At 72.2% G+C, this 12,847-nt stretch carries 14 protein-coding genes; 9 read left to right on the forward strand and 5 right to left on the reverse strand.

The features are described 5' to 3' along the window. Positions 1 to 139: 139 nt before the first annotated feature. The 3 genes from O7543_RS09825 to O7543_RS09835 all read left to right on the forward strand — a co-directional run bounded on the left by O7543_RS09825 (position 140) and on the right by O7543_RS09835 (position 3,130). Entirely contained in the window at positions 140 to 850 is a 711-nt protein-coding gene (locus O7543_RS09825) for a hypothetical protein (RefSeq protein ID WP_281554101.1), read from the forward strand. Positions 851 to 1,125: 275 nt separating this feature from the next. After that, positions 1,126 to 2,040 carry a Pecanex-like protein 1 gene (locus O7543_RS09830; RefSeq protein ID WP_281554100.1) on the forward strand — a complete coding sequence of 305 codons (915 nt, stop codon included), beginning with the start codon at positions 1,126 to 1,128 and terminating at the stop codon, positions 2,038 to 2,040. A gap of 121 nt (positions 2,041 to 2,161) precedes the next feature. Beyond that, positions 2,162 to 3,130: a DNA-3-methyladenine glycosylase 2 family protein gene (locus tag O7543_RS09835; protein ID WP_281554099.1), complete on the forward strand. Its 969-nt coding sequence runs from the start codon at positions 2,162 to 2,164 to the stop codon at positions 3,128 to 3,130. Positions 3,131 to 3,159: 29 nt separating this feature from the next. Here O7543_RS09835 and O7543_RS09840 read toward each other — a convergent pair whose 3' ends face one another. Continuing rightward, a complete protein-coding gene (locus O7543_RS09840) occupies positions 3,160 to 3,690 on the reverse strand; it encodes a DUF1990 domain-containing protein (protein WP_281554098.1) in 531 nt (176 codons plus the stop codon). A gap of 145 nt (positions 3,691 to 3,835) precedes the next feature. On the opposite strand from O7543_RS09840, the gene O7543_RS09845 reads away from it, so the two are divergent. Genes O7543_RS09845 through O7543_RS09855 form a run of 3 tightly spaced genes read left to right on the forward strand, consistent with a single transcriptional unit; the run spans position 3,836 to position 7,541 of the window. Then, positions 3,836 to 4,882 carry a class I SAM-dependent methyltransferase gene (locus O7543_RS09845; RefSeq protein ID WP_281554097.1) on the forward strand — a complete coding sequence of 349 codons (1,047 nt, stop codon included), beginning with the start codon at positions 3,836 to 3,838 and terminating at the stop codon, positions 4,880 to 4,882. Beyond that, the gene (locus O7543_RS09850; RefSeq protein WP_281554096.1) at positions 4,879 to 5,964 is read left to right on the forward strand and encodes an ATP-dependent DNA ligase; all 1,086 of its coding nucleotides are present in this window, start codon (positions 4,879 to 4,881) and stop codon (positions 5,962 to 5,964) included. The genes O7543_RS09845 and O7543_RS09850 overlap by 4 nt, the downstream gene beginning before the upstream one ends. Then, positions 5,961 to 7,541 carry an alpha/beta hydrolase gene (locus O7543_RS09855; RefSeq protein WP_281554095.1) on the forward strand — a complete coding sequence of 527 codons (1,581 nt, stop codon included), beginning with the start codon at positions 5,961 to 5,963 and terminating at the stop codon, positions 7,539 to 7,541. The genes O7543_RS09850 and O7543_RS09855 overlap by 4 nt, the downstream gene beginning before the upstream one ends. A gap of 77 nt (positions 7,542 to 7,618) precedes the next feature. On the opposite strand, the gene ligD is transcribed toward O7543_RS09855, so the two are convergent. After that, entirely contained in the window at positions 7,619 to 8,656 is a 1,038-nt protein-coding gene (gene ligD / locus O7543_RS09860) for a non-homologous end-joining DNA ligase (RefSeq protein ID WP_281554094.1), read from the reverse strand. Positions 8,657 to 8,726: 70 nt separating this feature from the next. Between ligD and msrB the strand changes: the two genes are divergently transcribed. The 3 genes from msrB (at position 8,727) to O7543_RS09875 (ending at position 10,039) form a co-directional block, all read left to right on the forward strand. Then, a complete protein-coding gene (msrB, locus tag O7543_RS09865) occupies positions 8,727 to 9,149 on the forward strand; it encodes a peptide-methionine (R)-S-oxide reductase MsrB (protein WP_281554093.1) in 423 nt (140 codons plus the stop codon). A 120-nt stretch (positions 9,150 to 9,269) separates the two neighbouring features. Beyond that, positions 9,270 to 9,530: a Prokaryotic metallothionein gene (locus O7543_RS09870; RefSeq protein WP_123600747.1), complete on the forward strand. Its 261-nt coding sequence runs from the start codon at positions 9,270 to 9,272 to the stop codon at positions 9,528 to 9,530. 38 nt (positions 9,531 to 9,568) lie between these two features. Beyond that, positions 9,569 to 10,039, forward strand: a complete 471-nt coding sequence (locus O7543_RS09875; RefSeq protein WP_281555524.1) for a GNAT family N-acetyltransferase — start codon at positions 9,569 to 9,571, stop codon at positions 10,037 to 10,039. A 106-nt stretch (positions 10,040 to 10,145) separates the two neighbouring features. On the opposite strand, the gene O7543_RS09880 is transcribed toward O7543_RS09875, so the two are convergent. The 3 genes from O7543_RS09880 to hemG all read right to left on the reverse strand — a co-directional run bounded on the left by O7543_RS09880 (position 10,146) and on the right by hemG (position 12,827). Beyond that, positions 10,146 to 10,526, reverse strand: coding sequence for a hypothetical protein (locus O7543_RS09880; protein ID WP_278168180.1), 381 nt, complete (start codon positions 10,524 to 10,526; stop codon positions 10,146 to 10,148). Positions 10,527 to 10,692: 166 nt separating this feature from the next. Then, on the reverse strand, positions 10,693 to 11,400 hold the full coding sequence (gene hemQ, locus O7543_RS09885) for a hydrogen peroxide-dependent heme synthase (RefSeq protein ID WP_281554092.1): 708 nt from the start codon (positions 11,398 to 11,400) through the stop codon (positions 10,693 to 10,695). Next, a complete protein-coding gene (gene hemG / locus O7543_RS09890; RefSeq protein WP_281554091.1) occupies positions 11,397 to 12,827 on the reverse strand; it encodes a protoporphyrinogen oxidase in 1,431 nt (476 codons plus the stop codon). Before hemG ends, hemQ begins: the two co-directional genes overlap by 4 nt. Between the last annotated feature and the right edge of the window lie 20 nt (positions 12,828 to 12,847).

The following is a 12,847-nucleotide window of genomic DNA, read 5'->3' on the forward strand; positions in this document are numbered from 1 at the left end:
AACGGCTGGCCGCACGCAGCACCCGACGACCCGGTTCAACGCCGGGCTGTGAAATTCTGCACTCGGGAATACCGATCCAATCCGAGATGTGCTGCGTACTCCTTGATGAAGCCCGATGTGGACGAATGAGGGAGGGCACGTGGCACTGGGAAAGCGGACCGTCATAGTCGCAGGCGCGCTGGCGGCACTCGTGTTGCCGGGTTGCGCCCCGGCAGGTTACAACCCGGACGACTTTGGCGGCGCTCAGGCCCAGCCGGTCGTCAACGCGGCGAACGCGGCGTCGGCCGCGCCCGAGCCGGTAGACACCGAGGACATCGCGGTCGAGGTCGCCGACGAGGACCTCACCAAGGAACTGGTCGGCAAGGCCGTCGACAAGATGGGTGACGTGGTCACCGACGAGGACGGCTGGCTGCTCTACCGCTTCGAGGAGGACTCCAACGACCCCGCGACCTCGAACTGCGAGGGTGACTGCGCCAAGATCTGGCCGCCGGCGCTGACCGACGGCGACCCCATTCTGTCCGGGGTGGACGAGGAGTTGGTCGGCACGGTGAACCGGCCGGACGGCACCCGCCAACTGACCATCGACGGCTGGCCGATCTACTACTACGCCGGTGACGAGAAGCCCGGCGATTGGAAGGGCCAGGGTGTCGGCGGCACCTGGTACGTCGTGCAGCCGGACGGCACGAAGAACCTGGAGTGCCTGCCGGAGGGCACCCCGAAGCCAATTGCGGTGCCGGACGGTGACGGCCGCGACAACATCAAGGGCCTCGACGACAGCAAGGACTCGCAGAGCGAGGACTCGGACAGCTTCGACAGTGACTCTGAGGACTCGGGCGACTACGACTACTGACTCTTTCAGGGCGCCTGTGAATCGCGGCGGCCGGTCGTTGCCAGGGAGGGCGCGGCCGGCCGCCGCCACGTTTTTGGTGGACCCGCCACCGGCGCCTCGAGCCGGTTCTTGAAGCCCGTATTAAGTGCCTCCTAAGTGTTCCGTAGTTGGCCCAAGGATTGTTGACTGTTGTGGAGTGACATCCATACGGTCGACGGCAGTGGCGAACCACAGCCATCATCAACTGCGTTGCACCCGGACGACCAATTGGCGTTCGACGAAAGAGGTGGCACCACGTGAACAGCCCACAGCGCCGCAGGCGTACCAGCGACCAGCCGGCACGCCGGGGCGAATCGGCGGGCAGCACCCGCAACCGCGTCATCGCGGTGACCACGATGCTGGCGGTCTTCGGCGGCGTGGTGGCGGTGACCCAGATCTCGTCCGCCGGGACCCGCGGCGACCGGGACCGCGAGCGGGACCGCGACCGGGCCGCCGCTGTCTGCGTGAGCCCGAGCGAGTCGGTCGATCCGGCCGACACCGGGACCACCGTGGACAGCAACGGCGTACGGCACCACTGGGGTGACGGCCAGCGGGGCCCGGACCAGTGCCAGGACTCCCCCGCCCCCGGCGAAGAGCCCGACGCGCCGGACGATCCGCCGGCCGGGTTGGAGATCCTCGGCGACGACTGCACCGACAGTTCGTTGGCCCCGCACGAGGGTTTCCAGGACGGCGAGCGGTGTGTCAGTACGGCGTTCGGCGAGGTCGGTGACGCGGACACCAACCCGCAGCTGATGATCATCTCGTCACCCAACCGGGTACGCGCAAACCAACCGTTCACCCTGCGAATCAGCACCCGCAACCTGGTACGTGACCGATTCCTGCCGGCCGGCCAGGGCGGCTACTACCTGGAAAGCTCGTTCCTCACCGAGGAGGGTCTGACCCGGGGGCACTTCCACACCGCATGCCGGATGCTGACCAGTAGGCGCAGCGCTCCCGAGCCCGGCCCGGTCCCGGCGTTCTTCGTGGCCACCGAGGACGGTCGGGGTGGCGCCGGCGCCGACGAGGTCACCGTCGAGGTGCCCGGCCTGCCCGGCCCCGGCATCGCCCAGTGCGCGTCGTGGGCCGGCGACGGTTCCCACCGGGTACCGATGATGCAGCGGGCCAACCAGATCCCCGCCTTCGACGTGGTCCGGGTGGTCGTCACCCGATGAGGTCGGCTGGCATCGGCGGCGGTGGCCGCCGGTGACCCGGGTAGGGCGATCCGACGCCGGGACGAGCTGCGGGCTCGTCCCGGCGTCGATGCTGTCCGCCGCTGCTGGCACAGTGACCGGCATGGTCGAGCAAAGGCAGGCCGCGGAGACAGCAGCGGCCACGCTCAATGCAACCGGTGCCGCACCGGCACGGGTCCGGGTGCTGCGGCCGCCGGAGGGCTACCAGTTGGCCGGCTCGGCGCGGCCGCTGGCGATGGGACGGCACGACCCGTGCGCCCGCTGGCTGGCGGACACCTTCTGGTGGACCGCCCGTACCCCGGACGGGCCGGCGACCCTGGCGCTACGCCGACGCGGCGGCGACCTCGTCGCCGCCGGCTACGGCCCCGGGGCCAGCCAGATCTGCGACATCGCCGACGCGGTCGCCGGACTCCGCGACGACGTGTCCGACTTCCTCCCGCTGGCCCGCCGGCATTCGGTCGTCGCGGCGGTGGTCCGCCGCTACGCCGGCGTCCGGCTCCCGGCCACCGGGCAGGTGTTCGCCCGGCTGCTGCGGGCCGTGCTGGAACAGAAGGTGACCGGCGCGGAGGCGTACCGCGGGTACGCCGCGACGGTCCGCCGGTTCGGCGAACCCGCTCCCGGCCCGGTCGCCGATCTCTGGGTCGCCCCGGAGCCGACCGCCCTCGCCGCCGCGCCGTACTGGTCGCTGCATCCGCTGGGCATCGAGCAACGACGGGCGCAGGCCCTGTGCGGCGCGGCGGCGGTCGCCGACCGGCTGTCGGACAGCGCCGACCCGCAGACGGCCACCCGGCGGTTGACCGCGCTGCCCGGGATCGGCCCGTGGACCGCCGCCGAGGTGGTCCGGGTGGCGTTCGGCGCGGCCGACGCGGTGAGCGTCGGCGACTACCACCTGCCGAACACGGTGGCCTGGGCGCTGGCCGGCGAGGCCCGCGCAACCGACACCCGGATGCTCGAACTACTGGAGCCGTTCCGGGGGCACCGTGGTCGGGTCTGTCTGCTGCTGGAGCTGGCCGGGGTACGGGCGCCCCGGTTCGGGCCCCGGGCCCCGGTCCGTTCCTTCGCCGCCTACTGACCCGCCGCCGGCCGGCGTGCCGTTGGCGGTCAGCGGGTGAGCCGGCGCAGTGCGGTGCCCAGCCGGTGGGCGTAGGCCCGCTGTGCCAGCGCACCCAGTGGGCCGGCCAGCCGCATGAGCGGCGCCACCGGCCGGCTGAACGCCACCACCGACAGCCACACCCGGTCGTCGTCGCGGTGCACCAGGAACGCCTCCTCGCCGCTGGCCGGATGGCCGGGCAGGGTGCCGTACGCGAATCCGGCGAGGTCCGGCTCGTCGACCGCCCACACCACCGCGCACGGCGCGGCGATCCGCAGCGGCCCGACGCCGAGACCGACCGTCACCAGCACACCGGCCTCGGCGCGGGGAGCCGACGCCGCCACCCGGGCACCGGCGGCCCGGTGCATCCGCCAGGTGAGCACCGCCTCGGCCGCCATCGGGAAGCTGCCGGGCCGCAGTCGGCTACGGGACCGCAGATGGCGGTAGCCCGCCGGCAGCGGCGGTACGGACCGCCGGACCGATCCGGTCTGGTCGCGCAGCACGGCGGTGGCGCCGGCCTGCGGATAGGTGAAGCTGGGCATGCGATCCGCCTTTCCCGTACGGCCACCACGGCGGCGGCGCCGACGAGCGGAGCAGGACACCGACCAGGACGGCCGGTGCGGTCACCTGGATTGTCCTCCGATCGACCGTTTGTCGCTGCGGTAATCAGCGGTATGGTCTGCCACCATGACAGCGTTCACACCGGTCCTGCCTGAGCGGACCGCCAGCTACCTGCGGACCGGTCTGCACCAGGTCAAGGGCTGGCTGAACGTTTCGACCGCGGTGTACCTCAGCGGCGTACGGGCCGCTCAGCGCGAGGCCGGGGTGAGCGGCGACGTGGCCGAGATCGGCATCCACCACGGCAAGTCGTTCCTGTGCCTCGCTCTGGATCTGCCAGCGGATCAGCGGGCGGTCGCCATCGACGTCTTCGACGACCAGGCCGCCAACCTCGACCAGTCCGGACGCGGTGACCGGGAGATCTTCGAACAGAACCTCACGACCTACGGCGCCGGCGACAACGTCGACATCGTGCAGTCGTCAAGTCTCGACCTGGAGCAGGCCGGCTTCGTCGCCGCCGGGCGCCGCTTCCGGATCTTCTCCATCGACGGCGGCCACACCGATCAGATCACGGTGAACGATTTGCGGATCGCCGAGCGGACCGTGGTCGACGACGGGCTGGTGGTGCTCGACGACGTACTCAACCGGCACTGGCTCGGCGTGATCACCGGCCTGTTCAGCTACCTCGGCGACGGCGGCAGCCTGGTGCCCGCAGTGTTGGTGCCCAACAAGCTGATCCTGGCCACCTCGGCCGACCAGGCGAAACACTGCCGGGCGATGTTCGCCGAGCAGTTTCCGAACGGGCTGGAGAAAGGCGACGTACCGTTGGCCGGCCATCAGATCGACGTATACGGTGACCGCCCCTGGCTGGTACGCGGCGAGGACGGCCGCAGCGAGCCGGTCACCGGTCACGAGTTGATGGCGACGATCAGCGCGGCCCGCCTCGCCGAGCTCGAACAGCAGCTGCGTTCCGCCCGGGCGGAGCTCGATACGACGCACCGCCAGCTCGCCACGACCCGCCAGCAGCTGCGGGCGGCGGCCCAGCCGCTGTACCAACGCGCGGCACGCCGGCTGCCGTGGCTGGCCCGCCCGGTCCGGCCGGTGTTCCGCCGGGTCCGTGCCGTGGTCCGGCGGTCCCGCGGATCGTCGGACCGGGATGGTTCACTGGGTGGGTGACTTTCCCGATCGCCCTACCGATCGAGCCGATGCTGGCGAAACCGGTCGCGACGCTGCCAGTCGCACCGGGGATGAGCTACGAGCCCAAGTGGGACGGCTACCGCTGCGTCATTTTCCGCGACGGTGACCAGGTCGAGCTGGCCAGCCGCGGCGGTAAGACGCTGACCAGGTACTTCCCCGAGGTCATCGAGCAGGCCCGGCAGCAGTTGCCGCCCCGGATCGTGGTGGACGGCGAGTTGGTGGTGATCCGGGCGGAGACTGGGCGGTCCCGGCTCGACTTCGACCTGCTCGGCCAACGGATCCATCCGGCGGCCTCCCGGGTACGGCTGCTCGCCGAGCAGATCCCGGCCTCCTTCGTCGCCTTCGACCTGCTGGCGCTGGGCGACGAGGTCCTGCTCGACGAGCCGTTCACCACCCGTCGGGCCCGACTGGCCGACGCGCTGGCGGCGGTCACCGCGCCGGTGCACCTGACCCCGGTGACCACCGAACCGGGCACCGCCCGTCGCTGGTTCGAGATCTTCGAAGGCGCCGGCCTCGACGGCGTCATCGCCAAGCCGGCGGAGCTGCGCTACGAGCCCGGTAAGCGGACGATGTTCAAGGTCAAGCACGGGCGGACCGCCGACGTGGTCGTCGCCGGCTTCCGCTGGCACAAGTCCGGCCCGGTGGTCGGATCACTACTGCTCGGGCTCTTCGATGACGCTGGGGTGCTGCACCACGTCGGCGTGTGCGCGTCGTTCACCGCCGCCCGACGCGCGGAGCTCGTCGACGAGATGGCACCGTTGCGCACCACTGCCGCCGACCACCCGTGGGGGTCGGGTGACGACGGTTCCGGCCAGCGGATTCCGGGCGCGCCGAGCCGGTGGAGCGGCGGCAAGAACCTCGAGTGGCAGCCGCTGCGGCCCGAGTTGGTCGCCGAGGTCGCCTACGACGCGATGGAGGGCGACCGGTTCCGGCACACCGCACGGTTCCAGCGCTGGCGTACCGATCGGGAGCCGGCCTCCTGCCGGTACGACCAGCTGGACCGGCCGGTCCGCTTCGACGTGCACCGGGTGCTGGCCGGCGACCCGACCAGCCAGCAGTGAGCCGACGCCGCCGGATCCCCGCGAGCCGGCGCCGCTGGCAGACAGATGGCCGGCACCGCTGGCTGTCCGCCATCGCGGCCGCAGTGGTCGGTTCGCTGGTCGGCCTGACCGGGTGCACGGCGGCGCGGCCCGACCCCGGGGCGACCAGCGGGCCCGACTCACCGCCGCACTGGCAGCCCTGCCCGGAGTCGACTACGCATCGGTACGGCCCACCACCCGACGGGCTGCGCTACGACTGCGCCACGATCGACGTACCGGTCAACTGGGCCGCCGGTTCCGCCGCCGGCACCCTTCCAGTCGCGCTGATCCGGGCCCGGTCCGACCGGCAGCAGGACCGCATCGGCACCCTGGTGGTCAACCCGGGCGGGCCCGGCGTCTCCGGGGTGGACGCCGCCGCCCGGTTGGCACTGGGCGAACGCCTCGGCGGTCTACCGGAGACAGTGCTGCGCCGGTTCGACGTGGTCGGCTTCGACCCGCGCGGGGTGGGCCGGTCCGCCGCCGTCGACTGCGTCGCCGACAGTGACTGGGACGCCACCTTCGGGGCGGACCCGGACCCCCGTGACCCGGCTGCCTTCGCCGGGGCCGCCGCGCTCAGCCAACGGGTCGCGGCCGGCTGCGCGGCGCGCTACGGCGAGCGGCTCACCGCGTACTCCACCCATCAGACAGCCCGGGACCTCGACGCGGTGCGGGCGGCGGTCGGCGACGACCAGCTGACCTTCCTCGGCTACTCGTACGGGAGCCTGCTGGGAGCCACCTACGCGCACCTGTTTCCGCACCGGGTCCGCGCGCTAGTGCTGGACGGCGCGATCGACCCGGGGCAGGACCCGGTCGCCGGGTCGCTGAGCCAGGCCGCCGGTTTCGAACGGGCCTTTGCCGCCTTCGGCCGGTGGTGTTCCGGCGCACCGGCTGACTGCCCGATCAGCGCCGACCCTTCCGGCACGCTGGCCGAGGCGATGGACCGGGCCCGGCAGGAGCCGGTCACCGGGGCGACCGGCCGGACGGCCACCGCCGGCTGGATCTTCTACGCCGTGGTCGCCTCGCTGTACGACCGCAGCGGCTGGCCACGGCTGGGCCGGGCGCTGGCCGATCTGGGGGACGGCGACCCGGGCCCGGTGTTCGACCTCGCCGACGGCTACACCGGTCGCGGCGACGACGGCCGGTACGGCAACCTGTTCGCCGCCAACCTGGCGGTGAACTGCGCCGACGCCGAGGTGCCGCTGAGCACCGACGAGGTCCGGCAGTTGCAGCAGCAGTGGCGCCGGCAGCATCCGACGTTCGGTCCGGCGCTCGCCGTCGGCCTGCTGGCCTGCGTCAACTGGCCAGTCGCGGCCGACCCGTACCCGGTCGGGCCGGCGGTCGGCGCCGCGCCGATTCTCGTCGTCGGCACCACCGGTGATCCGGCCACCCCGTACGAGCAGGCACCGCGGCTGGCCGAGTCGCTCGGCACCGGCGTGCTGGTGACCCACCAGGGCGACGGGCACACCGCATACCCGCAGGTGGCTTGCGTAGCCGACGCGGTGGACGCGTACCTGATCGATCTGACGGTGCCCGACGACGGCCTGACCTGCCCGTCCTGACCTGGGGCCGGACGGACGGCACCGGGCCGGGGTCAGGACGGCACCGGGCCGGGCGGACGTCGCGGGTCCCGGGCGGGTCAGTCGCCGGTGACCGGGCGGGCCCGGGACGGCTGCACCCGCATCGGTTCGCCGGGCATCTTCGGATGGTCCGGCGGGTACGGCATGTCACCGGCGCCGTCGCGGTCGTCCCGGTCGGCCCACTCCAGCAACGGGGTGATGTCCCACGGCGTGTCGTCGATCCCGGCGTGCGGGTCGCCGACGGCGGCCAGCCGGGGCGGTACGGTGCGCAGGTCGAAGTCGTCCGGCTCGACCCGGGTCAACTCGTCCCAGGTGACCGGAGTGGAGACGGTGGCGCGGGCGTTCGCCCGCAGCGAATAGGCACAGGCGATGGTCCGGTCCCGGGCCATCTGGTTGTAGTCGATGAAGACCTTTCGCCCCCGTTCCTCCTTCCACCAGGACGTGGTGACCAGGTCGGGCCGGCGGCGCTGCACCTCGCGGGCGAACGCGATCACGGCCCGGCGTACCTCGGTGAACAGCCAGCGCGGCTGGATCCGCAGGTAGACGTGCACCCCGCGGCCGCCGGAGGTCTTCGGGTAACCGGTGGCACCAAGCTCGTCGAGGATTGCCCGGACCTCGCCCGCCGCCGCCACCGCGTCGGCGAAGTCGGTGCCCGGCTGCGGATCCAGGTCGATCCGCAGCTCGTCCGGCCGGTCCACGTCAGCGGCCCGCACCGGCCAGGGATGAAACACCACGGTGCCCATCTGCGCGGCCCAGGCGACGTGGGCCAGGTCCGCCGGGCAGAGTTCGTCGGCGGTACGGCCACTGGGAAACTTGATCTCGGCGGTACGGAGCCACGGCGGCACGCCCCGGGCCGGCACCCGCTTCTGGAAGAACATCTCGCCGTCGACGCCGTCCGGGAAGCGCTGCAGTGTGGTGGGTCGGTCGCGCAGGGCGCGCAGTATGCCGTCACCAACGGCCAGGTAGTAGTCGAACACGTCCTGCTTGGTGTACCCCGGCCCGGGGAAGCACACCCGGTCCGGGCTGCTCAGCCGCACCTGGCGGCCGGCCACGTCGACGGTGGTCGCGGACCGGGAACTCCGGCTCTGCCCTGTCACCCCTCGACCTTAGGCCAGCCGGCCGCTGATCGGCGGCCGGCGGTGCCGGGACCGCCGTACCGTAGTGACCATGACAGACGAGAAGACGTCCCTGCCCCGTACCGACGAGCAGTGGCGGGCGCGGCTCAACCCCGAGGAGTTCCGGGTGCTGCGTCAGGCCGGCACCGAGGCGCCCTGGTCCGGTGAGTACGTCGAAACCACGACGGTCGGCACGTACCACTGCCGGGCCTGCGACACGCCGCTGTTCACCAGTGACACCAAGTTCGACTCGCACTGCGGCTGGCCGAGCTTTGACGAGGCGCTGCCCGGGTCGGTGCGCTACATCGAAGACCGGTCGCACGGCATGGTCCGCACCGAGGTGCGCTGCGCCACCTGTGACTCGCACCTCGGGCACCGGTTCGACGGCGAGCGGTACACCCCCCGCAACGCGCGCTACTGCATGAACTCGGTGGCGCTGCGGCTGGAGCCGGCGACCGACGCCGCCCGGAGCTGACCGCCCACCCCGCCTCCGCGCATTTCCCAGCAGTTCGGTCACAGCATCTCAGCGATTCGCCGGTTCCGGGCCTCCCCGATGCCGCACCCTGCAAATGAGGCTGACGTTGGGAGAAGCAACATGGCGACCTGTGAGGTCTGCGGCAACGACTACTGGCTGGCGTTCGACATCCGCACGGTCAGCGGGGACACCTACACCTTCGACTCGTTCGAGTGCGCGATCCAGCTGCTCGCGCCGATCTGCGAACACTGCCAGTGCAAGATCGTGGGGCACGGGGTCGAGGTGTCCGGACGGTTCTTCTGCTGCGCCCACTGCGCGCGCACCGTCGACCAGGAGCAGGGGGCCGCGGTCCGCGACGCGGTCGGCAGCCGGCCGGGCTGAGCCACGTATCATCCGTCGGCGTGCCCCCCGATCCTGGCCTGACGCCGCACGTCGCGCACACCGTCGAACTGCCGCCGTTGGTGCTGTACCAACTGCTCAAGCTGCGGGTGGACGTGTTCGTGGTGGAGCAGCGTTGTGCGTACCCGGAACTGGACGGCCGCGACGTCGAGCCGGGTGCCCGCCAACTGTGGCTGTCCCGGGGCGACACGGTGGTGGCCTGTCTACGGCTGCTCGACGAACCAGGCGGTGGCGCGGAAGCCACGGCCAGGATCGGCCGGGTGGCCGTTGCCACCGCCGAACGCGGCCAGGGTCACGCCGGTCGACTCGTCGAGGCGGCGTTGCGGCTCGCCGCCGGCCGGCCCTGTGTGCTCGACGCCCAGGCACACCTGACGGGGCTGTACGCGCGGTACGGGTTCGTCGTCGTCGGGCCGGAGTACCTCGAGGACGGCATCTGGCACGTGCCGATGCGCCGTGCGGCAGATCCGGTAGGTGCATCCGGCGGAACCTGACCGACCGGGCCGTGCACGCAAGGACCGGCGACCGGATGGACGTGTCCACCGCGGCCGCCGGCCCGGTCCGCCGTACCCGTCACCGGGTCGGCGGCCCTTTCACGGGTCAGCGCTGTCGCTCACCCGAGTTCCGCCAGGCGCTGCCGGCCTTGGCCAGCCCCCGGCTGACCACGTAACCGATGGTCAGCAGCGCGACGTACAGCCATGCGGTGCTGGCCGGGAAGGGGTCCCCGCCACCAGCGGTACCCTGCACGCCGTCGATGTCCGGGTTGATCACCTGGGAGGCCAGCAGTACGCCGGCGACCGCGATCAGGTAGACGTAGAACTCGGTGCTGCGGAACGCCGACTTCGTCTCGGTTCCCGGGGTGATCGCCGGACGCATCCCGGCGTTCATGTCCATCTGGTGTGTCTGACCGTCGGCCATCGGCTGCCCGGCCATCGGCCGGTTCACGGCGGTGGTGTTGCGGGTCGGAGCTTGCGTACTCATCACACCCTCCTCCGGATCAGATGAGTGGTCCTTCTCCGGTCCGGTCGACCCGGTCGGGCTGACCGGCCAACCTCGGGGGGCAGTGGATGGGTACCCGGGCCGGCACCTGCGGAAACCGCGCCGGACGGACCGGTCCGGAGCCGACCGGCGACCGGTCCGGGTGTCGTCAGGGCAGATTTGCGACCAGGTCGGCGACGGTACGGTGCCGTCCGGTGAAGAACGGCACCTCCGCGCGAACGTGCCGCCGCGCCGACGAGGCCCGCAGGTCGCGCATCAAATCGACGATCCGGTGCAGTTCGTCGGCTTCGAAGGCGAGCATCCACTCATAGTCGCCAAGTGCGAAGGATGCAACGGTGTTCGCCCGGACGTCCGGATACGGCCGGGCCATCTGCCCGTGCTCGGCCAGCATCGCCCGGCGCTCCGCCTCCGGCAGCAGGTACCACTCGTACGAGCGGACGAACGGGTACACGCAGATGTACGCCCGAGCCGGCTCGCCCGCCAGAAACGCCGGCACATGGCTCTTGTTGAACTCGGCCGGGCGGTGCAGCGCCAGCTGGGACCAGACCGGAGCGAGGTGGCGGCCCAACGCCGTACGGCGCAACCGCCCGTACGCGTCCTGCAGCTCGTCGCTGTCCGCCGCGTGCCACCAGATCATGATGTCGGCGTCGGCCCGTAGCCCGGCGACGTCGTAGGTGCCCCGGACCGTGACGTCCTTGGCGGTCAGCTCGCCGATCAGCGACTCGACCTCACCGATCATGTCGTCGCGCAGCGCCGGCAGCCGCTCGGCGACCTGGAACACCGACCACATGGTGTACCGGATCGTCGAGTTCAGCTCACGCAACCGCGCCGCGTTGGTCTGCTCGTCGCCGCTCATCGGCGTACCCCTTCCAGGTTTGTCAGGATCTCATCGGCGGCGTTCTCGCCGGACCGCACGCACACCGGGATGCCGATGCCGTCGTAGGCCGCGCCGGCCAACGCCAGCCGGTGCCCGGCGGACCGCAGCGACCAACGGGCCGCCGCCACCCGGCTCAGGTGCCCCGGCGGGTACTGCGGCAGCGCGCCACCCCATCGCTGCACGTGCGACTGCACGGCCGCCGGCTGCCGGACGCCGGTGAGCCGGGTCAGCTCGGTACGCACCGCGTCGACCAGCTCGTCGTCGGAGCGTTGCAGCAGCCGCTCGTCGCCGTGGCGGCCGACCGAGGCACGGACCACGGCCAGCCCGTCAGATCGTCGCAGCTGGGCCCACTTGGTGCTGAAAAGGGTGACGGCCTTGGTCATGGTCCGCTCGGTCGCCGGCACCAGGAAGCCGGAGATCTCCGGCAGCTGCGGCTGCGGCACCGCCAGGGTGACCAGGGCGATGCTGGCGTACTCGAGCGCACCGACCCGGAGCGCCGCGGCGGCGTCGACCGCGGCGAGCAGCCGGGCCGCCGGCCGGGCCGGCACCGCCAGCACCACCGCATCGACGTCCACCCGCTCGGCGCCGCGGGTCGGCCCGACCGTCAACCGCCAGCCGTCCGACGAGGCGGCCAACTCCCGTACCACCGCCGAGGTCCGCAACCGGACCTCGGCTGCGCCGTCGGCGGCCGACAGCGCGCCCCGGACGGCCGCAACGAGCCGGCTCAGCCCGCCGTCGACGGTGGCGAACACCGGCGCGCCGGCCGCTGGTGGTCGGGCGGCCAGTGCCGCCCGGACCGCCGCGACCAGGGTGTGTTCCGTGCGGGCCGCCGCCGCCAGCCCCGGGATGGTGGTGGCCAATGACAAGGTGTCGGCCCTACCCGCGTACACCCCGCCGAGCATCGGGTCGACCAGTTGCTCGACGACCTCGTCACCCAGCCGCCGACGAACCAGCTCACCGACGGCGACGTCATCGTCCGGCTGCAGCAACGGCCGGCCCTGGTCGGCGTCACGCTCCGGTTCGGCGCGGGCCACCCGGGCCACCGCCGCGAGGTCGCCGGGCACGCCGATCAGCGTCCCGGCGGGTAACGCAACGAACTGTCCGCCCCGGGCCAGCGCCGCCTGGCCGACCGCCGGGTGTCGCAGCCTGTCACCGAGGCCGACCCGGCGGGCCAGCGCGACCGCAGCGGAGTCGCCGCCGGCCGGATCCCGCATCAGGAACGCCTCGGCGCCGCGTTCCACCGGCAGCCCGGCAAAGTCCTCGGTACGCAGCTTGCCGCCCAGCTCGTCGGACTGCTCGTAGACCGTGATCCGGGTCCCGGCGGGTGCCCGGTCACGCAGCCGCAACGCTGCGGCCAGCCCAGCGATCCCGCCACCCACCACGGCGATCCGCCACGATTGCTGCATACCGTCACCTTGCCACCCGG

This window comes from Solwaraspora sp. WMMA2080 (genome assembly GCF_027497395.1).
Classification (GTDB): Bacteria; Actinomycetota; Actinomycetes; order Mycobacteriales; family Micromonosporaceae; genus Micromonospora_E.